Consider the following 20,622-nt stretch of genomic DNA (forward strand, 5'->3'; position numbering starts at 1 on the left):
AAAGATTCAAAAACTAAGCGTACCAACAAACTGATCATAAAAAAATAAGCTACTACTATCTTGTTAAAAAACTGCCCGAAAAATAATTTTCGGGCAGTATTTTTTAAATACAAACACGTATTACGTAATCAAGCAACAACTAATTTTTCAACATCCCTTTCACCTCATCCAAATCACCATCTATAGTCTCTATCTTCAGTCCTAGAATATTGGCAATTAATGGATAAACACTTACGTTGCGAAAAGATTTTACTTGTTTTCCTATTTTAAAATTAGGGCCTTTGCCATAAAAAATGGCTTGCATGTCTTTCATTTTATTATCATAGCCATGCGTTCCTCCGCTGACTTTTTGATCGGGTTTGTTGACTAAACTATAACCAGCATCTGCTTCAATTACAAAATCTAAAGCTCTTGGATTAGTTCCAAAATGCAGACGTTTAGGTACTTTATTAGACCGATACCATTTGATATGAGGTACTTTTTTTAAAGCATCAGCAATAGCTTCTTTATATCCAGCTTTAGCTTCAATGCTCATAATAGGGTTGATAACCGCAGCATATCCGTACCATTCTGGTTTGAGATAGTCTAAAATTGCTACTTTTTTGTCGTTGCTAATGGTTGTCATTCCGTGGTCTGAAACTACAATTAGATTGATTTCTTTACCGATGGGAAGTGCGTCTAATTTTTGCATGAGTTGCCCAATGACTGCATCAACTTTGGGTACCATTTTTCTATTTTCCGTTGAAAGAGGACCATAATTATGTCCGGTTTCGTCAGGTTGTTCAAAATAGAGCGTGATGAAATGCGGACGTTCCGCTTCGGGAAGTTGGAGCCAATCGATTACGGTATTTATTCTGCTTTCATAACTCACTGACTCGTCGTATGCTTTAAAAATACTAGCACTTTTAACTCCGGTATCCGAACCTGGCCAGTAGAAACAAACCGCTTTAACCCCTTGTGCTTCGGCGAGATTCCAAATGGGATTTCCCCCATAGAAATCACCATTCTTTTTTGCTTCGGTTTTTAGCGTAAATACTTTTTTGGTGGCAGGGTCATAAAAGTTATTATTCACAATGCCATGATGATCGGGATACAAACCCGTGGCCATCGAATAATGATTAGGAAAAGTTTTGGTAGGATAACTGGGTTGCATCGACTTGGCTTTCACCCCTTGTTTGGCCATACGATCAAGATTAGGCGTATCAAAAAATTTGGGATAATCCCATCTAAAACCATCCAAAGAAACCAATATCACATAGGGTTTTTTGATTTCTTGAGCAGTTACCATTGAAAAAAAGAAAATAAAAATACAAATAAATACTTTTTTCATATGCAGTTAATATTATTTTTGTTGAAATATGGTATCGTCAGATTTCCGTAAGTATTTTAAACAACTGTTGCCATCGCAATTACATTCTATTAATTATTTAACAAACAGAAAGGTATATTATGTGATATAATTAATTTTCAATTTGATTGTTTTGGTAAAATGATATTTTATATAACAATTTGTTCAAATTATAATTAATTGCAAAGCGACAATGCAGTTTATGATTATTAAAACGAAACATTCAATCCTACATTAAACATCCATTGAAACTGATTGAAGGATTGATTCTCCAATGGATTAATGTAATAATTCATTCCCGGTTCAATGAAAAATTTGGTTTTTTTATAAATTTCATATTGCAAAGTACTACTCAATAAAGTTCCGTAAACATATTCTTTTACATTGTTATTTTCTCCAATCGAATTTCCATTCAAAGCAATATCATTGGAAATTAGTTTACCGACAAAACCTCCGGTATTCATAGTGATATTGGCCTTTTTTTTGCTTAAAATTGCATAAGAAACTTCAAGAGGCATTTCAAAATACTTTAAGTTTTGAGTTACATTTCCTTTCTCAAAAGGAGTATCCGCTTTCGAATTGGAAGCAAACAAATACCCTTCATTGTTTGATATTGATACTAATTCATAATCACTTTTGGATGTATTTATAAAATTGACATTACTTCCATTTGGTAATGAACCTGTCACTAATCCTGAATAACTTTGCTGATTATAATACGAAACCCCATCGATTTTTTGACCTAATTCATTGATTTTAATTCCTGAACTTACTCCCCATTTTTTATTCAACTTATAGTTGGTCTTTACACCATAACCACTAGTTTGTTGGGATGCCAAAGTATTTCCTAATGCTTTTTGATTGTTATAATTCTGAGAACTCATTACACCCGCAAAAACTTGAAGAGACCATTTGTCAATTTTATCAGAAACCTTTTCTTTTGTTTTTTTGGTCTTTTCTTTATCCTGCTGTACTAATGCATTTTCTAATTGTGCGATTTCCTTATTGATATTATTAACAGAATCTTTGGCATTTGCTGTCAATACTGTTGAATTATTGTGTTTTGATTTTGAAACGGTAGTGTTGCTGCTATTTTCAATTATCTTATCATTCCCATTTGAATTATTACTATGAGAAGACATACCAATTGCTAATTCTGATTTTGAAATTGCATTAGCCAAGATTACTTTATTACTTTTTGAAACAAAAATGCTATTATTTTCATTATTTACAACAGCTTTTTTGCTGCCATTTGAATTGTTTTCCTGAACAGACTTACCATTTACTAATTCCGTTTTAGAAATCACAGAAATTGAATTTTGGTTTGCAACTAAAGCTCTCGATCTTGCTTCCTGCTTACTTGTTGGATTATTCAAATTCTTTTTCTGTTGATCTATATTCTTAAATCCTGAGTGCTTTTTTATTTCAGAAGAATTATTGGAAACTGCTGTTGTAGCTATTGAATTAGTAGTGTTGATAAGAATATGGCTCTTATCAGTTTTGTTGTTATTATTTCTCTTAGCGTTTAAATTAGTTTTAGCATTTACAATTCTAGTTTCTTTCTCTTTTTTGTTTTTATCAATACTCGTATTTTTATTTTTATTAGGATTGACATTCACAACACCATTGTCTTTGAAATTGCTATTGCCCTTGAAATTGCCTTGATTTGAATTATAATATAAAGTAGTTGGAACAGCAAGTCCAATTAATAAACTAGCCGCAACCGACCACCAAATTAAGGCACGTTTCTTCTTTTTAGGTTGCTCTAATTGCGCTTCAATTTTGTCCCATAATTCGGGAGGAGGAATACTGTTGAAGTCTTCCAATGAAGAAAAAATAGATTTTGCTTTTTTGTTTTTCATTCTAATTTAATTTTATGCTATTGACAAATCAATAGGTTTTGAAAATTTTAATTTGAAAACTGTTATGCTATTTTACAGTTTAAAACCATCAAAATTCTCTTTTTCAAAATACTCTTGGCTCTATTCAAATTCGATTTTGATGTGCCTTCTGAGATTTCGAGTAACGTGGCAATTTCTTTATGTTTCATTTTTTCGAAAACAAATAAATTAAAAACCATTCTATATTGATCGGGCAATTCTTGTATGTATTCTAATAATTTTTCTTGTTCAATGGGGACCAAATCCATTTCTTCCTCTTCAATTACATCATCTTCAAAATCAAATACATCAACAAACAAAACATCCTTTTTCTTTTTTTTGAGTGTTTCCAATAATTTATTTATAAAAATTCTCTTGATCCAACCTTCAAAACTTCCTTCAAATTTATATTGCCCCATTTTTTGAAAAGCAATAACAAATGCTTCCTGAAAAACATCTTTGGCGTCGTCTTCGTTTCGCATATATTTTAGGCATAGACCATATAGAATAGGAGAAAACAACTGATATATTTTCAGTTGTGCTTCTCTGTCGTTTTCGACACATTTTCGAATGAATGGTTCTATATTATCTTTCAAGAAATAAAGTTGTAACAGTTATTTTTTTCTTTTGAATTGTATTCTTTTTACTTCTTCGATCGGTTCGCTTAAAGTCAATTTTTGATCCGTTAAAAAAGTTTTTGTTACATCAAAATCTTTAAAATTATCTACAAAAATAGCATTAACTTTTGTGCTATTGTCAAAATTGTTTTTAGTGTTTTTTAGAAGCGATGTTTCGCCTAAATCTGTAAAAACAAAAATTTTCCAAGCCCAACTATTCATCAGCTCGTTTTTGTTCCATCTCCCTTTTTTAGAATCATCAGAACTACAAGAGCAAAAGGTAAATACCAAAAGAAGAAATAAAATATTATTTTTCATATTTTTTATAATTTAAAAAAAATCAGGAATTATCATATTTACAACACAAACTAGTACAATGCTAAATTTATAAAAATCAGAATAATACTGTATTAATTTTAGATTAACTATATCTTACCTTTCAACTCAACAATCTTGTCTTGAATAACCTTCTTGAATGCTAAAATGCTTTCATTTTGATCTACAGTTTTGCTATTGTCCAAAAATACTTTTGTTACAACATCTCCTTGATGCAATTCAAAATATACTCCACCTTGGTCAGCCGAGTCTGGAGAACCAAATATTTTGGTTTGGCCTTTTAGGTTTTTAATCTCAATAGGAATTCTTGAATAAAAAGTTGCTAAATCATCTTTGTACACCAAAGACTTATATTGGTATTGGTTAAAATCATACAACCCATAATTTGCATTTAAATAACGTAGCACCTTTTGGCTGTCAATTCTAAAAAAAGTAAGACAATCATTTCCAACACAATAACCAAAATAAGTTCCAAAAACTATATAATCATTGTTTTGATAAACTCTTTGAAAAACAATTGGTTTACTTGATTTGGGAACCACCACATAATCGGATGGAAAAGTTACGGCGGTAGTTAACACCTCTCCTTTTTTGGGTTCTTTTTCAAAATATTGCACTACAATTTGACAATTATCTTCCTGGATGGATTGAATTTTCAACTCGTATCCTCCTGTTGGTTTTGGACCTGCAAAAAGTCCAAGAATTCTTTTCTGAGTAAAATCAGGTAATGCAACATCAAAAGTTTGACAAGTTGTAAATTTCTTTAAAAAATCATCATTTGAATTTAATATAAAAAATGAAGGTTGTTTTGGATTTTCTTTTAATGTACCGCAGTATGCAAAGCTTTCAAAAGGGGTATTGGTAATGTTTCCGCATTTTTGCACATTATCTTCAGTTATGTCCGTACAGGAAAAAAAGCTTGTCGCAACTATCAACAGTATAAAATATTTCATCATAATAAATTTGGTTTGGTATACTACTTAGATGACGGAATAGTATAAAGGTTGCGTCAATTAAAAAAAATGTTGGTTTATTATAAATATCGAATTAATTCGTGAAATTTCATTTTTAAAAATTAAGTACTACGTATTAATGCTTACTTTTACTTTTTTATAAAATAAATTTTATGTCAACAATTCTTCCTTTATTATTGGTTTTTATTATTGCGCTTGTTTTGGGTATTTTTATTGGAAAGCTTATTTTCTCAGCGCGTTTCCAATCCGAAAAAGTAAGTTTAGAAGAAAAATTAATTGCATTAAACACACAGTTTGATCAACAAAAACAGCAGTTTTCATTAGACAAAAATACTTTCGAGAAACAACTGGACCAATCCAATATTGAAAAAGAAAGCATTCGAAACGAAAAAGACAGTCTAGCCATTCAACTATCCAAAAAAGAAGTTGATTTTGAAAATCTTTGGGAACGCAACAAAGAACAAAAAGAAGAAGTCGAAAAACTTCAAGAAAAATTTACCAAAGAATTTGAGAATCTTGCCAACAAAATATTAGAAGAAAAATCGAATAAATTCACAGAGCAAAACAAAGAAAACATGAAAAATATCTTGACTCCATTGCAAGATAAAATTCATTTATTCGAAAAGAAAGTCGAAGACACCCACAAAGAAAGCATTGATTATCATGCAGCATTGCGCCAACAAATTTTAGGTTTGCGCGAAATGAATATTCAAATGAGCAAGGAAACCATCAACTTGACCAAAGCATTAAAAGGCGACAGTAAAATGCAAGGAAACTGGGGAGAGCTTGTATTAGAACGTGTTTTAGAAAAATCAGGATTAGAGAAAGGACGTGAATACGAAGTACAACAAAGCCATACTACCGCGGATGGGAATCGTGTTTTTCCAGATGTAGTCATCAATTTACCCGATGGTAAAAAGATGGTGGTCGATTCTAAAGTTTCGTTGACTGCTTACGAAAAATACATTAACGAAGATGATGAAATTCTGAAAAACAACTATTTAAAAGAGCATGTCAATTCTATAAAACGCCACGTTGAACAGTTGGGAGACAAGAATTATCAGGATTTGTACCAAATAGAAAGCCCCGATTTTGTTTTGTTGTTTATTCCAATGGAACCCGCATTTGCCATAGCACTTAATGAGGACGTTTCTTTGTACAACAAAGCTTTCGAAAAAAATATTGTGATTGTTACCCCCTCTACCCTATTGGCTACGTTGCGAACAATTGATAGCATGTGGGCCAACCAAAAACAGCAGGAAAATGCTTTTGAAATTGCGCGTCAAGCTGGTGCATTGTATGATAAGTTTGAAGGTTTTGTTGGTGATTTAATCAAGATTGGAAAAAAAATTGATGAAAGTAAAATAGAATATGGTGCCGCTATGAATAAACTTGTAGAAGGAAAAGGAAATCTTATTACAAGTGTTGAAAAACTCAAGAAAATGGGCGCTAAAGCAAAAAAAGCATTACCCGACAGCATTTTAAAAAGAGCTGATGTAGATGAAAATTCACTTTTAAATTAATTCCTTATGAGAAAAATACTTGCCGTTATTATTGCATTATGTGCCATTGGTTTTTTTAGTTATTTTGCATTTATCTATTATGTTCCTGTTAGTGAAGGAATTCGTTCCGGAGAACTTATCCGGTTAAGTCACAAAGGTGTTGTTATCAAAACATGGGAAGGAGAATTGAGTCAAGGGATTTCGGGAGCTCAAATTTTTAAATTTTCTATTTTGGACAGCGATAAAGAAGTTATCGAAACAATGAAAACTTTGCAAGGTCAATATGTAAAACTTACTTATGTAGAAAAATACAGAACTTTTGTTTGGTGGGGAGAAACTCGTTATTTTATTAAAACAATCCAAAAAGAAAAATCTCTTTTTGAACAAAGATAAACTTATGGAAAAAACATTCAAAACAGTTGCGTCCTCACATATTAGCATTTCGGTTTTAATGCTGCCCTCTCACACCAACTTTAGCGGAAAGATACATGGTGGATACATATTATCCCTATTGGACCAAATAGCTTTTGCTTGCGGATCCAAATTTTCTGGAAACTACTGTGTAACCGCTTCGGTAGATACTGTCAATTTCTTAAAACCAATTGAAGTTGGTGAACTAGTAACTATGAAAGCTTCTGTAAATTATGTTGGCAAAAGTTCTATGGTCGTTGGAATTCGAGTTGAAGCAGAAAACATTCAAACTGGTATAAAAAAACATTGTAATTCCTCTTATTTTACAATGGTTTCCAAAGACAACGAAGGCAATAGTGTTCCCGTTCCAGGTTTAATCCTATCAAACTTTGAAGATGTCAAACGATTTTGCAACGCATTAAAACAAATATCGCTAAAAAAAGAAAGAGACCTTCATGAAGAAGTATTCAACTACACTTCAAAAGAAACAATGGAAACCTTAAAAAAATATAATGTCCAGATCAATTTGGATTAGATTTTTTTTTAAAGATTCTGAGTTACTGAGATACTAAGTTTCTAAGTTTCTAAGTTTAAAAATCAGACTTAAATTAGTACGTTGATAAAAAAATCTCAGTACAAAATCTTAGAGTCTTAGGAACTCAGAATCTTAGAAACTTAAATTCTAAAAAAAAGCCAACATCAAAGTTCATTACTTATGATATTGGCTTTTTTTTTGGCGTAATTTTAAGACTATTGTTACTTATTAATCGTAACTTTAGATGTAAACCTTTAATAGACCAATTATGAAAAAAATTACTCTATTAGCCCTTTTATTTATCCTTTCTACTCTTCATGCTCAAGAAAAATTTAGCACTTCAAAAGGCTCAATTTATTTCGAAGCATCTGTCCCTCTTTTTGAAGCTGTTGAAGCAAAAAATGATGTTGTAAAATGTGAATTAGATCCTAAAAAGAGTCAAATAAATTTCACAGCTATTATTAAAGATTTTCAATTCAAAAGAGATTTGATGAAAGAACACTTTAATAGCAACTATATGGAAAGCGATCGCTATTCTAAAGCAACTTTTAAAGGAATTATAGAAAAATTTGATCTCAAATTTATAAATGAAATTGAAAAAGATTATCTAATAAAAGGAAAAATAACTATTCATGGACAATCCAAAATGATTGCCGTAAATGCAAAAATCAAAAAAGTTGACAATAAAATCCAGATTACCTCCCACTTCACTTTGAACACAGAAGATTTTAAAATTGAAATTCCGAACATGGTTATTGCCAAAATTTCAAAAAAAGTAAATACAAAGATTGAGTGTGTTTTAAATTAAGTAGTAAGAAAGACACCTTGTCACAATTATAAAAAAAGTTTTTGCGACAGTTTAAAAAGATTTAAACCACGTAACAAATTTATCCTTTTAATTTGTGAAATCTGTGGCAAAAAAATTGGAAACTTTAGAATACGACAATACATTTAAAACATTACTTTAACTTCTTTGATGATGAAATTTACTGGGATAAAACAGCATAAAAAATTTAAAATTTAAACGCTAAAACTTAAACGCTATTTCAAACAATCTCTTAAGGCATTAGAAAGACTTGTATGTTGAAATCTAAACCCCAAACTTTTTATTTTGTCGGAGGAGACTCTTCTACCAGTGAGCACTAAAGATGCCATTTCTCCCATTCCCAATTGAATTAAAAAAGCAGGAACTTTTGGAAGCCAAATGCTATAACCAAAGAAATTGGCCAATGCTTTTGAAAAGGTTAAATTAGTGGTGCTGTCATTAATTGTAGCATTGTAAGCACCAGTAATTTTTTCGTTCTCAATAGCAATTATATACATCATGCACAAATCATTTATGTGTATCCATGGCATATATTGTTTTCCTGATCCTAATGCGCTTCCCAAACCAAACTTAAAAATTGGAGCAAGTTTTTTTAGTATGCCATCATTAGTTCCAAATACCAAACCAGTACGAATTTTTACAGTACGAATTCCCAAACCACTCATTAAATCGGCAGATTTTTCCCATTCTTGACATATTGTTCCTATAAAGTCATTAGCGGGCAATGTATTTTCTGTACAAATACCTTCACCATTTGTGGCTCCATAAATACCAATTCCAGAAGCCGAAACAAAAGCATTTATCCTTTTATTATGTTTTTTTAAAACAGAGTAAATTAGCTGTGCCGAAAGAGTTCTGCTTTCCAAAATATCTTGTTTGCGCTTAGTGGTCCATCTTTTCTCAGCAATGTTCTCTCCTGCCAAATGAATGATGAAATCGGCATGTAGTACAGCACTTTCTTCAATATTATGACTTGAGACGTCCCAAATAAAATAGGAAATACCATCGGTATTTGGTTTACTATTTCTAGACAATATTGAAACAGAATACCCTCTTTCCAACAAAATTTTAGTCAATTGTTTTCCAATAAATCCAGTGCCTCCCGTTATTAAAACATTCTTTTTCATTTCTATATAATTTAATGCAATCAATTATGACTATGCAAATATAAGTTAATATTTTGTTTAACATTATTAATAATAAGTTAAACATTCGTATCTTTATACTCAAATAAAAAAAAATAAAAATGGCAACTAAAAAAATTAATTTATCCAAAGATGGTATTGTGTCTATGTATATGAATTACACTTTAGAACACAATGAAAAACCAAAGTCTGTATTTCATTTTTCCAAAGAAAATGGTTTCACCGAAGCTGAATTTTATACTTTTTTTGGAACATTAGAAAGTATAGAAAAAGAAATATACAATATCTTTTTTGACAAAACAATCGAGCTTTTGCAGAAAGATGATAATTATGAAAGTTACGACATGAAGAGCAAACTATTGAGCTTTTATTTTACTTTTTTTGAATTAATTACAGCCAATAGAAGTTATGTGGTAATGAATTTGAAACAACATCAAAATCAATTTAAAAACTTAATGATTTTAAAGGAATTTAGAACTAAATTCAAAGACTATATTTCTGAAATAATCACTGATGATTTCCGTATAAAAATTGAAAAATTACAAAAATACCAAGAAAAAGCATTAACCGAATCGTTTTGGATTCAATTTCTATTGACCTTAAAATTTTGGATGGAAGATGCATCTCCTTCGTTTGAGAAAACAGACATCTTTATCGAAAAATCAGTAAAAGTTTCTTTTGAATTGATAAACATTACACCAATTGATAGCCTAATTGATTTTGGTAAATTCATTTTCAAAGAAAAAATAAACAACAAGACTACTTAACACTAGTTTTTTTATGTCATAAAGGCGTAAAGCTATAATAAACAGCACCTAAATAATAAGTGATGAAAAAACTTTAAAATGATATAAAATTAAGTTTTACAACTTTTTTTAGTGATTTAGTTGCAAACAATTTGATTTCTTGTTGTAAAATAAACCTAAACAAAAAATAATGAAAACAATAGACTATATTCCAACGTCCAAAATAGAAAGAGCTTCAAAACTAGTACAAACAGGTGCCAAAGTAGGCGTGAACTATTTGAAATATTATGGAGAAAAAATGGTCAATTCTGATTTGACTCGAGACAAACTCAACGAAGACAATGCTGAAGATATTTATGATGGTCTAAAAAGTTTAAAAGGAAGCGCGCTTAAAGTGGCTCAAATGCTAAGTATGGACAAAAGTTTTTTGCCTCAGGCTTATGTGGAGAAATTTTCATTGTCGCAATTTTCTGTCCCTCCACTTTCTGCACCATTGGTTTTAAAAACTTTTAAATCCAACTTAGGGAAAACTCCTTATGAAGTTTTTGACGAGTTCAATGCTAATTCGGTTAATGCAGCAAGTATTGGACAAGTACATATTGCAATGAAAAACGGCAAAAAATTGGCTGTAAAAATTCAATACCCGGGTGTTGCCAATAGTATTTCATCGGATTTGTCATTGGTAAAACCCATTGCCATCCGAATGTTTAATCTCCAAGGCAAAGACTCTGATAAGTATTTCAAAGAAGTCGAAGACAAATTGATCGAAGAAACTAATTATATACTAGAGCTGGAACAAAGTCAAGAAGTAGTTGCTGCCTGCAAAAAAATAGAACATTTAGTTTTTCCCGAATATTATCCTGAGTTCTCCTCTGAAAAAATTATTACAATGGATTGGATGACTGGAATTCACCTTTCTGAATTCACAGCAACAAATGAAAATCAGAAAATAGGAAACCAACTTGGACAAGCTTTATGGGATTTTTATATGTATCAAATTCATATTTTAAAGAAAGTACACGCCGACCCGCATCCCGGTAATTTTTTGATTAACGAAAAATATCAATTGGTCGCGTTGGACTTTGGTTGCATGAAGAAAATTCCAAATGATTTTTATATTCCTTATTTTGAATTGGTTGATCCAAAAATACTCAACAATGCACAATTGTTTAACAAAAAACTTTTTGAACTTGAAATTCTAAGAGCCGATGATTCTGAAGAAGAAATCATCTATTTCACTCAAATTTTTTACGATTTGTTATCCCTTTTCACCAAACCTTTTCAAGAAGAGACCTTTGACTTTTCGGACCCAGAATTTTTTGGGAATATTGCACAATTGGGGCAGCGATTTTCAAAAGACACCAACTTAAGAAAAATGAATGGAAATCGTGGTTCCAAACATTTTATTTATATGAACCGAACCTTTTTTGGACTCTACAATTTGTTGTTTGATTTGAAAGCGAATATCGTTGTGAATCAATACAAAAAATACAAATAAAAGCTTAAAAAAATCGGAATTGGAATCAAATTTTGTTTGGTATGTGAACTTCTTTTTAGAGAATAAAAAAAGAATGTGACAAAGTAAAATATTGCAATGAATAATGCAGAAGAAAAAATAGTAAAACTACAAAAAATGAATAGCAATAGAAATCATATCAATATCGTTTGGTTCAAAAGAGACCTCCGTTTGCAAGACAACGAAGCCATTTTTAATGCCATGCAATCCAAAACACCTACCTTGTTATTGTATGTATTTGAAAATTCTTTACAGAAAGATGGTCATTATAGTGAAAGACATTGGAATTTTATCAAACAATCCATTCAGGATATTAACCAACAATTGCTACCATTTAACACCAAAATCCTGAGTGTTTCTGGCGAAGTGATTTCGATAATCAATTCTATTCAAGAAGTATACAAAATTGACTCTGTTTTTTCTCATCAAGAAACGGGTATTAAAATTACTTTTGAAAGAGACAAATCGTTTAAACGATTTTGTAAAAACAATGTTATTCATTGGAAAGAAAACATCAATAATGGTATCTTTAGAGGATTAGAACACAGGAAAAATTGGATAAGTCTTTGGGAGGATTACATGAATACCAAACAATTTCCTTTTGAAGCAAAATCAACTAATTTCTTGTACCTAAAAGACATCCAATTTTTAGAAAACAGATTCGAAACTGTTACATTAGAAACTATATCAAATGATAATTTTCAAAAAGGAGGAAATAGTATTGCAGAGAAATATTTAGAAAGCTTTTTTGCCAATCGTTATTTGGATTACAGTCGAAATCTTTCGAAACCTTTATTATCTCGAAAAAGCTGCAGTCGATTGTCTCCTTACATTGCATGGGGAAATTTATCTTCGAGACAAGTATTGCAACAAGCCGCCAATTTTCGATTCCTAACTAATGATAAAAAACAAATTGATTCTTTTGTTTCAAGACTAACCTGGCAAGCCCATTTCATACAAAAATTTGAAATGGAAGAAGTAATGGAATTTGAAAGTGTAAACAAAGGCTATCATAGCTTAAAAAAGAAGCTAAATGATTCTTACATCCATGCTTGGCAAACCGGGAAAACAGGTTTTCCTATTATAGATGCTTCCATGCGATGCTTGAATGAAACTGGGTACTTAAATTTCAGAATGCGTGCAATGGTGGTTTCGTTTTTTACACACAATCTATGGCAACCTTGGCAAGAAGCAACCCAACATCTATCACAAATGTTTTTGGATTTTGAACCTGGAATTCATTTTCCACAATTACAAATGCAAGCTGGAGAAACAGGAATTAATATGTTACGCATTTACAATCCTTTGAAAAATAGTTTAGAACACGACCCAGAAGGAGAATTTATCAAAAAGTGGGTGCCTGAATTAAGAGATCTACCCACTTCTTTTGTACACAATCCTTCAAAGATGACCTATTTGGACCAAAAATTTAACAATTTTGATTTAGGGCTAAATTACCCTAAACCTATTGTAAACATTGAGTTAACACGCAAATATGCAAGTAATTTTTTATGGAGTATGAAGAAAAACCCAATCGTAAAAGAAGAAAACAATAGAATTTTAAAATTACACACTATGGCCGATGTTGGTGATATTGATTAAAATTTAGATGAATTCAAAAAGTATTTTAAAAATAAGTAACGATCAAATAATAGAAATGTATTTACAAGGTCGAATCGTTTTTAATACAAATTTCATTAAATTTGAAAGAAGTTACCTCATTATGGACAGCAGAAATGAAACCATCCAGTCTCAATAAGTATCACTAATTAGCAGAGGTCCTAATGAAAAGACACTAGATATCACAGACTTTTTTAAGAATACCAATTCTAATACTTGACAAAGAGACAAATCAACAGCAATAATATATTAAAAAATAATATAATAAAAATATGAGAAACATAGTAATCATTGGCGGAAGCAAAGGAATTGGAAGTGCTATCTTATTGCAACAATTGCAAAACAACCAAGTATACAACATTAGTAGAACTGCACCTGACATTACACATCCCAACTTAATTCATTATCCTCTTTCAATTCTTGAAGATGATTTACCTGAAATTGAAGCTGTAGATGTTCTTATTTATTGTCCAGGCTCTATTACACTAAAACCCATTATGAGTTTGAATCTGAACGATTTTAGGAATGATTTCGAAATTAATGTGGTTGGCGCTGTAAAAGTAATACAGAAATATCTGCCTACCCTAAAAAAAGGAAACAATCCATCAATTGTTTTATTCAGTACTGTTGCCGCTAAATTGGGAATGCCTTTTCACGCTAGTATAGCAACCGCAAAAGCTGGAATCGAAGGATTGGTTAAATCACTTGGTGCCGAATTGGCTTCAGTAGTTCGTGTAAATGCAATTGCACCCACCATAACTGAAACTTCGCTCTCTGCCAATATCCTTAGAAACGATCGCATGAAAGAAAACATGATCGAACGACATCCTATGAAAAGTTACTTAAAACCAAATGAAGTTGCCGAAATGGCCAATTACTTAATATCCGAAAATGCTAAATCCATTTCGGGACAAGTTTTTGAAATGGATTATGGTATTGTGAGTTTTAAATTATAACGGTATGAAAATTCTTTTAACAGGTGCAACAGGATATGTAGGAAAGCGACTTTTGCCGATTTTGGTAGAACAAGGTCATGAAGTTCTTTGCTGCGTGCGAGACAAACAACGTTTTTATTGTCCGAAAGAATTTGAAAAAAACGTAAAAATCATCGAAGTTGATTTCTTAAAACTTGAAACATTATCACATATTCCTAGAGATATCGATGTTGCTTTTTACCTAATCCATTCTATGTCTGGATCGGATAGCAATTACGATGATTTGGAACATCTTTCAGCCATACATTTCGTAGAGCGAATCAATCACACCAACACCAAACAAGTCATTTATTTAAGTGGTATTGTCAATGACAAATCACTTTCCAAACACCTTTCGTCACGGAAAGCGGTCGAAGATGTCTTAAATACGGGAACTTTTGCCACAACCACATTACGAGCGGGAATTATTGTAGGTTCTGGAAGTGCTTCTTTTGAAATCATTCGGGATTTGGTTCAAAAATTACCCCTAATGATTACTCCAAAATGGCTCAATACCAAATGCCAACCCATTGCAATATCAGATGTTTTAAATTTTTTGACAAAATCAATATTAAATCCATTAACTTATAATCAAAGTTTTGACATTGGCGGTCCAGATATTCTCACCTACAAAGAAATGCTTTTGGGCTTTGCCAAAGCCATACATCTCAAAAGGTATATTTACACCATACCTGTAATGAGTCCCAAATTATCTTCTTATTGGCTGTATTTTGTAACCTCCACTTCTTATAGACTAGCATCGGCATTGGTCAGCAGTATGAAAGTCGAAGTTATTTGCCGAGACAACAGCATAAATTCAATTTTGAATGTCAACCCAATGCCTTATGAATTGGCCTTATCCAAGGCTTTAGTGAAGATTGATAATGATGACATCGTTTCGAGTTGGAAAGATTCAATGATAAGTGGTCAGTTCATTGGTAATCTAGGTGATTACCTCAAAGTGCCCAAAAAAGACTGTTTTATTGACCGCAGAAAAATGGAAATTCAAAATCGAGCATTTACCATCAACCAAATATGGTCCATTGGTGGTGAAACCGGTTGGTATTATGGTGATTGGTTGTGGGAGTTACGTGGATTTATAGACAAACTTTTTGGGGGCGTAGGCTCCAGAAGAGGACGTACAAATAAACATGACATTCATGCAGGAGATGCATTAGATTTTTGGCGTGTTTTGTATGCCAACAAAGACGAAGGCAAACTCATTCTTTATGCCGAAATGAAACTACCTGGCGAGGCTTGGCTCGAATTTAAAATTATCAACAACACTTTGTACCAATCGGCAACTTTTAGACCAGAAGGTATATGGGGAAAACTATATTGGTATTCTGTTTTGCCTTTTCATGGGTTTATTTTTAAAGGAATGCTACATAAGTTGATTCAATAAGTTGCTGCTTTGTTCAAAACAAATACCTAATTAAAAACCACTTGGAGGTGCCACCATTAGTCAAAGGGGGCTACTCAAATACTGCTTAGGAGCCCCCTTTACCAAATGCTGTTGGGCTATACGCTCCGCCACTGCGGATTGCTGCTATCCCAATGTTATTAAGTTAAGCTTTGTTTTTTCTCGCCAAGACGCAAAGGCGCAAAGTTAAGAGTCGATTTCTTCGCGTCTTTGCGAGAGTTATATTTTAAAAAAGAGTTGTGAGAAACCCTTAATCTTAATGACATTGGATGTTATCCCTCACCCGAAACAACTTCAAGGGAAGTAACAGAAATTGATTTTTACAAAGGAAAGGATTACTCTTACTAGTGGTTTTTCTTCTTTCCTCGCAATAAGTCTGAGTGTGTCATTACAAGGAACAAAACTTTCAATTACTATATCCACTTCCAAAAAAACAGAAGAACCTCTACTATTTAAAACAAGGAATCACACATACCACGAGCTAGTTCCAACCCACAATACTCTAAAAACAAACCTCTTAGGAAAAAAAATAAAAAAGACAATTACAGCACATTTTTTGAAAAGTAATTACTTATAAAAAATAAAAAAAATACACTTAATCGATTTTTATTGTATTTTTACCTATTAAATTTAAAATTATGCTTATAGCCTTGTATTTTTCATTCACCTATTTGGTAGGATTTGGTATTGCTAATACTAAAGCAAAAAAAAAGTATGGTTGGAATAAACAACTACTAATAACCATTGCTGTTTTTCCATTTGCCATTCCATTTATTTTAATAATGGAAATACATGGTTTTTTAAATAAAAAATGTACGTTTTAGCTATTTCCTAAAAATTAACTTAAAAAATTTTTAAACCCAAAATCCGCATTAGACTTCGTAGCGAAACTGAATTATTCAATAAAGGCAAGAGCTCACGGACTATTTTGAAGATGTAATACTTTTGTATTTGGAATTTAAAAATGAGAGAATTAAGCGAAGCGTATCTTGAACTCCAATGTAAAATATAAAAGCGTGAAAAAAGTTCGTGGTTTTGAAGAAAAATTTAGTTGTAGTAGATTTCTAATGCGGATTTTGGATTAAAGCATAGACCTACAAAAATCAATTCAAAATACCCGCTTTATAAGTAGCTATAGCTCTGTCACGAGCAAAAGCATGTTCTACCATTGGTTGCTCATAACCCAATTCAAATTCGGGAATCCATTTGCGGATGTAGATCCCTTTTTCGTCAAATTTTTTGAGTTGGATTTCGGGATTAAAAACCCTAAAATATGGTGCTGCATCGCAACCTGTTCCCGCAGCCCATTGCCAATTGCCTATATTGGCAGACAAATCATAATCCAATAACTTTTCGGCAAAATAAGCTTCACCCCATTGCCAGTTGATGAGTAAGTGTTTGCACAAAAAACTAGCCACAACCATACGTACTCGATTGTGCATATAGCCTGTTTGATTAAGTTGACGCATTCCTGCATCGACCATTGGATAGCCAGTTGTTCCGGAACACCAGCGTTTGAAATCTTCTTCGTTGTTGCGCCACTGAATCCCATCGTATGCCGATTTAAAATTATGAGTGACTATTTTTGGGAAGCTAAAAAGGATTTGCATAAAAAATTCTCTCCAAATCAATTCGCTCAAAAAAATATCGTTTTTGTGAACTGCCCAATTCACTAATTTCCGTATACTTACTGTTCCAAAACGCAAATGGGGTGACAAATACGATGTACTGTCTATGGCAGGAAAATCTCTGGTTTCATGGTAATTGCTTATCTGTGTGAGATTGTGAGGAACTACTTTTATATGACTTTCCTCAAAGCCAATTTGCTGCAAAGTGGGAAAATCAAAATTGCTTTTGTGAAAATTGGAGAAATAACTTTGAGTATCGCATTCTTCAAGCGGCGCCATGGATTTGTATTTCTCTATCCATTTATTTTTGTAAGGTGTATAAATGGTATAGGGTAATCCATCGGCTTTGGTGATTTCGAGTTCTTCAAAAATTACTTGATCTTTAAAAGGAAAACAAAGTGCATTATTTACTTTTGCCAATGCATCAATTGCTAAATCTCTTTTGATAGCATAAGGCTCATAATCTTTATTAAAGAAAACTTCTGAAATAGCAAACTCTTGAAAAAGGGATTCCCAAACCGTAGTTGTAGTTCCGAATTTGATTAAAATTGAAGTGCCAATAGCATTTAATTGGGTGTTTATATTTTGAAGCGAATCATATATAAAACCAACCCGAGCATCATTTTCAGGTAAACTATTTAATATATCTGAGTCGAAAATAAAAATGGGAATTACAGGATGTTTGGATTGCAAAGCATGGTACAATGCTACATTGTCCTCGAGACGCAAATCACGTCGGAACCAAAAAATAGAAACTTGTTGTTTTGACATTTTATTTATGTTGCTGAGAAACTAAGTTGCTATCCCGATAGCTCAATGTCATTAAGTTAAGGGTTTCTCACTACGCTTTTTCAAAATATAACTCTCGCAAAGACGCGAAGACGCCAAGAAATCGACTCTTAACTTTGCGCCTTTGCGTCTTGGCGAGAAAAAACAAAGCTTAACTTAATGACATTGCCCGATAGCTATCGGGACTAAGTTTATATTCTCATTTTCAAAATATTTTTACCCTTTTTTAAAATCTTAGTAGCTCAGTATCTTAGTTACTTAGAGTCTTTTTTATTAAAAAGCTGATCTACTTTTACACAACGGTAATCAAAGATTTCTTGTAGCTTGTTCTTCACCACTAAACTATTCATAATACGTCCCAAGAAACCTAAAGGCAATGCATAATGTACTACATCGGTCATTTTTACGCCAGTTGGGGTTGCTTCAAAAAAGTGTTTGTGATGCCACAAACTGTAGGGACCAAAACGTTGTTCGTCTATAAAATAAGCTTTGTCTTTGACTTGGGTGATTACTGTCATCCAACCAATTTTTATTCCTAAAAGTGGTGTTACTTTGTATTGAATAATTTGTCCAGCATACATGGGTTTATTGTCAAAATCGGTGATTTGAAAACCCATGTTTTCTGGAGTAATCTTTTGTAAATTTTGAGGACTGGAAAAAAAAGCCCAACATTCCTCGAGTGTAGCATTGACATGCTGAACGGTTTCTTTTTTATATACTTTCATTTTTTGTATTGGTTATCGCATTTTCATGTTTAAATCAAATATTCTTTCTAACTGTTTCTTTTCGGCGAAGTAGAAAAAACACTAGATGAGTAATAAATGTGATTTCTACTCCGTCGAAATGACACAAAAACTAAGCTAAAACACTATAATTCATAAATATTTTTTAGTCAAGTATTTCTTGATGTGCAGTATGCCTTTGCATGAGGGATAAAAGTGGAGCTCTTTTGGTATTGGGCATTTTTCTTGCCCAATACCAAAAAGCGGGAACGGATAGCCCGACCGCTTTTTTCAAGCGGTCATGCCCAAATTATTTTATATTTTATAGTATTTGAAGGGTACAAATAGCATTCCGAAACATTCTCCATGTTCTTTACCGAGATGTTTGTGGTGGATTTTGTGAGCTTTTCGAAGGCCAATTAAATACTTGTTGTTGGTGTTTTTGAACCATTTGAATCGTTGATGAATTAATACATCGTGTATCATAAAATAGCAAAAACCATAGGCCATAATACCAAGACCGATGAAAAACAGATAATTCATTCCACCTTGTACGCCAAAATAAAAAAGAACGATACTTGGAATAGCAAAAATGACAAAAAATATGTCGTTGCGCTCGAATGTATGCGCGTATTTGGGTTGGTGATGATCGGCGTGAAAATACCACATGAGACCATGCATGACATACTTATGAGTGAGCCAAGTAACGCATTCCATGATTAAAAAAACGCTTAAAAAAATCAAAAAAGAAATCATATTGCTTTTATTTAATTAAAAATCATTCTGTTTTTATACCAATTTCAACTTGTAAGACACAAATGACTGCGCTAATAAACCTGCTTTTGAATAATTGGAAACTCGAATACGCGTGTTTCCTATTTCGTGGCAAGGTGTACCTGCCAGTTTTTGGAGTAATTTCTTGTAGTATACATAAGCCGTGTACACTCCAAATTTAGCTTCCAAAGGTAAACAAACAATACCTTTATAAGCTTCTAAAAAATCGGCTTCAATTTCTTGTATAATTTCTTTTTTGGAATTTTCATCAAAAGACTTCAAATCGACACCTGGAAAATAATTGCGGTTTAGTACTAAATTATCATCTTTCAAATCACGAAGAAAATTCACTTTTTGAAAAGCAGAACCCAATCGCATGGCTTGGTCTTTTAATGAAAGATATTTTTCATCATCTCCTTTTACAAAAACTTTTAGACACATCAACCCGACTACATCGGCAGATCCGTAAATATATTCGTTGTATTCTTCCTTACTATGGTAGTCTGATTTGATTAAATCAAGCTTCATACTTTTGAGGAATGATTGAATCATCTCGTCCGTGATATTATATTCTCTAACGGTTTGTTGAAAGGAATTGAGAATCGGATTCAAACTGATACCAGATTTCATTGCTTTATAGTATTCGGCTTCAAAATCATTGATTAGATTTTCTTTGTCGTATCCATGAAAAGAATCCACAATTTCGTCGGCAAAACGGACAAAACCATAAATACTATAAATAGCGTCACGAATGCTGGGAGCCAACATATAAACCGCCATAGAAAACGAAGTACTGTAATTTTTGGTGACCAATTTACTGCACTTGAAGGAAACATCATCAAATAATTGCTTCATA

At 32.2% G+C, this 20,622-nt stretch carries 21 protein-coding genes; 11 read left to right on the forward strand and 10 right to left on the reverse strand.

Annotated elements, in window-relative coordinates; genetic code table 11:
* Positions 1–139: 139 nt before the first annotated feature.
* The 5 genes from AC8GF4_RS04680 to AC8GF4_RS04700 form a co-directional block, all read right to left on the reverse strand.
* A complete protein-coding gene (locus tag AC8GF4_RS04680) occupies positions 140–1,330 on the reverse strand; it encodes an alkaline phosphatase family protein (protein ID WP_506593046.1) in 1,191 nt (396 codons plus the stop codon).
* Positions 1,331–1,557: 227 nt separating this feature from the next.
* Positions 1,558–3,210: a hypothetical protein gene (locus AC8GF4_RS04685; protein ID WP_506593047.1), complete on the reverse strand. Its 1,653-nt coding sequence runs from the start codon at positions 3,208–3,210 to the stop codon at positions 1,558–1,560.
* Positions 3,211–3,272: 62 nt separating this feature from the next.
* Positions 3,273–3,824, reverse strand: coding sequence for an RNA polymerase sigma factor (locus tag AC8GF4_RS04690; protein WP_506593048.1), 552 nt, complete (start codon positions 3,822–3,824; stop codon positions 3,273–3,275).
* Between the two features lie 18 nt (positions 3,825–3,842).
* Entirely contained in the window at positions 3,843–4,163 is a 321-nt protein-coding gene (locus AC8GF4_RS04695) for a hypothetical protein (protein WP_506593049.1), read from the reverse strand.
* Between the two features lie 107 nt (positions 4,164–4,270).
* Positions 4,271–5,137, reverse strand: coding sequence for a protease complex subunit PrcB family protein (locus tag AC8GF4_RS04700; RefSeq protein WP_506593050.1), 867 nt, complete (start codon positions 5,135–5,137; stop codon positions 4,271–4,273).
* Between the two features lie 170 nt (positions 5,138–5,307).
* On the opposite strand from AC8GF4_RS04700, the gene AC8GF4_RS04705 reads away from it, so the two are divergent.
* The 4 genes from AC8GF4_RS04705 to AC8GF4_RS04720 all read left to right on the forward strand — a co-directional run bounded on the left by AC8GF4_RS04705 (position 5,308) and on the right by AC8GF4_RS04720 (position 8,411).
* Positions 5,308–6,678, forward strand: coding sequence for a DNA recombination protein RmuC (locus AC8GF4_RS04705; RefSeq protein WP_506593052.1), 1,371 nt, complete (start codon positions 5,308–5,310; stop codon positions 6,676–6,678).
* 6 nt (positions 6,679–6,684) lie between these two features.
* Positions 6,685–7,050, forward strand: a complete 366-nt coding sequence (locus tag AC8GF4_RS04710; RefSeq protein WP_506593053.1) for a 6-phosphogluconate dehydrogenase — start codon at positions 6,685–6,687, stop codon at positions 7,048–7,050.
* A gap of 4 nt (positions 7,051–7,054) precedes the next feature.
* Complete coding sequence (locus tag AC8GF4_RS04715) at positions 7,055–7,603, forward strand: acyl-CoA thioesterase (protein ID WP_506593054.1); 549 nt, start codon at positions 7,055–7,057, stop codon at positions 7,601–7,603.
* A 268-nt stretch (positions 7,604–7,871) separates the two neighbouring features.
* Positions 7,872–8,411, forward strand: a complete 540-nt coding sequence (locus tag AC8GF4_RS04720; protein WP_506593055.1) for a YceI family protein — start codon at positions 7,872–7,874, stop codon at positions 8,409–8,411.
* Positions 8,412–8,644: 233 nt separating this feature from the next.
* Here AC8GF4_RS04720 and AC8GF4_RS04725 read toward each other — a convergent pair whose 3' ends face one another.
* The gene (locus AC8GF4_RS04725; protein WP_506593056.1) at positions 8,645–9,556 is read right to left on the reverse strand and encodes a TIGR01777 family oxidoreductase; all 912 of its coding nucleotides are present in this window, start codon (positions 9,554–9,556) and stop codon (positions 8,645–8,647) included.
* A 119-nt stretch (positions 9,557–9,675) separates the two neighbouring features.
* Here AC8GF4_RS04725 and AC8GF4_RS04730 point away from each other — a divergent pair, with 119 nt between their 5' ends.
* The 7 genes from AC8GF4_RS04730 to AC8GF4_RS04760 all read left to right on the forward strand — a co-directional run bounded on the left by AC8GF4_RS04730 (position 9,676) and on the right by AC8GF4_RS04760 (position 16,677).
* Positions 9,676–10,341 carry a TetR family transcriptional regulator C-terminal domain-containing protein gene (locus AC8GF4_RS04730; protein ID WP_506593057.1) on the forward strand — a complete coding sequence of 222 codons (666 nt, stop codon included), beginning with the start codon at positions 9,676–9,678 and terminating at the stop codon, positions 10,339–10,341.
* A gap of 169 nt (positions 10,342–10,510) precedes the next feature.
* Positions 10,511–11,818 carry an ABC1 kinase family protein gene (locus AC8GF4_RS04735; protein WP_506593059.1) on the forward strand — a complete coding sequence of 436 codons (1,308 nt, stop codon included), beginning with the start codon at positions 10,511–10,513 and terminating at the stop codon, positions 11,816–11,818.
* Positions 11,819–11,953: 135 nt separating this feature from the next.
* The gene (locus AC8GF4_RS04740; RefSeq protein ID WP_506593060.1) at positions 11,954–13,438 is read left to right on the forward strand and encodes a cryptochrome/deoxyribodipyrimidine photo-lyase family protein; all 1,485 of its coding nucleotides are present in this window, start codon (positions 11,954–11,956) and stop codon (positions 13,436–13,438) included.
* A gap of 7 nt (positions 13,439–13,445) precedes the next feature.
* Complete coding sequence (locus tag AC8GF4_RS04745) at positions 13,446–13,595, forward strand: hypothetical protein (protein ID WP_506593061.1); 150 nt, start codon at positions 13,446–13,448, stop codon at positions 13,593–13,595.
* A 133-nt stretch (positions 13,596–13,728) separates the two neighbouring features.
* Positions 13,729–14,412 carry an SDR family NAD(P)-dependent oxidoreductase gene (locus AC8GF4_RS04750; RefSeq protein ID WP_506593062.1) on the forward strand — a complete coding sequence of 228 codons (684 nt, stop codon included), beginning with the start codon at positions 13,729–13,731 and terminating at the stop codon, positions 14,410–14,412.
* A gap of 4 nt (positions 14,413–14,416) precedes the next feature.
* The gene (locus tag AC8GF4_RS04755) at positions 14,417–15,835 is read left to right on the forward strand and encodes an SDR family oxidoreductase (protein ID WP_506593063.1); all 1,419 of its coding nucleotides are present in this window, start codon (positions 14,417–14,419) and stop codon (positions 15,833–15,835) included.
* Positions 15,836–16,491: 656 nt separating this feature from the next.
* Entirely contained in the window at positions 16,492–16,677 is a 186-nt protein-coding gene (locus AC8GF4_RS04760; RefSeq protein ID WP_506593064.1) for a hypothetical protein, read from the forward strand.
* A gap of 279 nt (positions 16,678–16,956) precedes the next feature.
* Here AC8GF4_RS04760 and AC8GF4_RS04765 read toward each other — a convergent pair whose 3' ends face one another.
* The 4 genes from AC8GF4_RS04765 to AC8GF4_RS04780 all read right to left on the reverse strand — a co-directional run bounded on the left by AC8GF4_RS04765 (position 16,957) and on the right by AC8GF4_RS04780 (position 20,621).
* The gene (locus AC8GF4_RS04765; protein ID WP_506593065.1) at positions 16,957–18,252 is read right to left on the reverse strand and encodes a cryptochrome/photolyase family protein; all 1,296 of its coding nucleotides are present in this window, start codon (positions 18,250–18,252) and stop codon (positions 16,957–16,959) included.
* 272 nt (positions 18,253–18,524) lie between these two features.
* Entirely contained in the window at positions 18,525–18,995 is a 471-nt protein-coding gene (locus tag AC8GF4_RS04770) for an SRPBCC family protein (protein WP_506593067.1), read from the reverse strand.
* Positions 18,996–19,307: 312 nt separating this feature from the next.
* A complete protein-coding gene (locus AC8GF4_RS04775) occupies positions 19,308–19,748 on the reverse strand; it encodes a sterol desaturase family protein (RefSeq protein WP_506593068.1) in 441 nt (146 codons plus the stop codon).
* A 33-nt stretch (positions 19,749–19,781) separates the two neighbouring features.
* Positions 19,782–20,621 carry a phytoene/squalene synthase family protein gene (locus tag AC8GF4_RS04780; protein ID WP_506593069.1) on the reverse strand — a complete coding sequence of 280 codons (840 nt, stop codon included), beginning with the start codon at positions 20,619–20,621 and terminating at the stop codon, positions 19,782–19,784.
* Between the last annotated feature and the right edge of the window lies 1 nt (position 20,622).

The sequence above is a fragment of the Flavobacterium rarum (SeqCode) genome, assembly GCF_965234445.1.
Lineage (GTDB): Bacteria > Bacteroidota > Bacteroidia > Flavobacteriales > Flavobacteriaceae > Flavobacterium > Flavobacterium rarum.

Coding starts and splice junctions, on each gene's coding strand:
- AC8GF4_RS04680 (WP_506593046.1), bottom strand. CDS start 1,330: ATGAAAAAAGTATTTATTTGTATTTTTATTTTCTTTTTTTCAATGGTA.
- AC8GF4_RS04685 (WP_506593047.1), bottom strand. CDS start 3,210: ATGAAAAACAAAAAAGCAAAATCTATTTTTTCTTCATTGGAAGACTTC.
- AC8GF4_RS04695 (WP_506593049.1), bottom strand. CDS start 4,163: ATGAAAAATAATATTTTATTTCTTCTTTTGGTATTTACCTTTTGCTCT.
- AC8GF4_RS04700 (WP_506593050.1), bottom strand. CDS start 5,137: ATGATGAAATATTTTATACTGTTGATAGTTGCGACAAGCTTTTTTTCC.
- AC8GF4_RS04705 (WP_506593052.1), top strand. CDS start 5,308: ATGTCAACAATTCTTCCTTTATTATTGGTTTTTATTATTGCGCTTGTT.
- AC8GF4_RS04710 (WP_506593053.1), top strand. CDS start 6,685: ATGAGAAAAATACTTGCCGTTATTATTGCATTATGTGCCATTGGTTTT.
- AC8GF4_RS04715 (WP_506593054.1), top strand. CDS start 7,055: ATGGAAAAAACATTCAAAACAGTTGCGTCCTCACATATTAGCATTTCG.
- AC8GF4_RS04720 (WP_506593055.1), top strand. CDS start 7,872: ATGAAAAAAATTACTCTATTAGCCCTTTTATTTATCCTTTCTACTCTT.
- AC8GF4_RS04725 (WP_506593056.1), bottom strand. CDS start 9,556: ATGAAAAAGAATGTTTTAATAACGGGAGGCACTGGATTTATTGGAAAA.
- AC8GF4_RS04730 (WP_506593057.1), top strand. CDS start 9,676: ATGGCAACTAAAAAAATTAATTTATCCAAAGATGGTATTGTGTCTATG.
- AC8GF4_RS04735 (WP_506593059.1), top strand. CDS start 10,511: ATGAAAACAATAGACTATATTCCAACGTCCAAAATAGAAAGAGCTTCA.
- AC8GF4_RS04740 (WP_506593060.1), top strand. CDS start 11,954: ATGAATAGCAATAGAAATCATATCAATATCGTTTGGTTCAAAAGAGAC.
- AC8GF4_RS04745 (WP_506593061.1), top strand. CDS start 13,446: ATGAATTCAAAAAGTATTTTAAAAATAAGTAACGATCAAATAATAGAA.
- AC8GF4_RS04750 (WP_506593062.1), top strand. CDS start 13,729: ATGAGAAACATAGTAATCATTGGCGGAAGCAAAGGAATTGGAAGTGCT.
- AC8GF4_RS04755 (WP_506593063.1), top strand. CDS start 14,417: ATGAAAATTCTTTTAACAGGTGCAACAGGATATGTAGGAAAGCGACTT.
- AC8GF4_RS04760 (WP_506593064.1), top strand. CDS start 16,492: ATGCTTATAGCCTTGTATTTTTCATTCACCTATTTGGTAGGATTTGGT.
- AC8GF4_RS04765 (WP_506593065.1), bottom strand. CDS start 18,252: ATGTCAAAACAACAAGTTTCTATTTTTTGGTTCCGACGTGATTTGCGT.
- AC8GF4_RS04770 (WP_506593067.1), bottom strand. CDS start 18,995: ATGAAAGTATATAAAAAAGAAACCGTTCAGCATGTCAATGCTACACTC.
- AC8GF4_RS04775 (WP_506593068.1), bottom strand. CDS start 19,748: ATGATTTCTTTTTTGATTTTTTTAAGCGTTTTTTTAATCATGGAATGC.
- AC8GF4_RS04780 (WP_506593069.1), bottom strand. CDS start 20,621: ATGAAGCAATTATTTGATGATGTTTCCTTCAAGTGCAGTAAATTGGTC.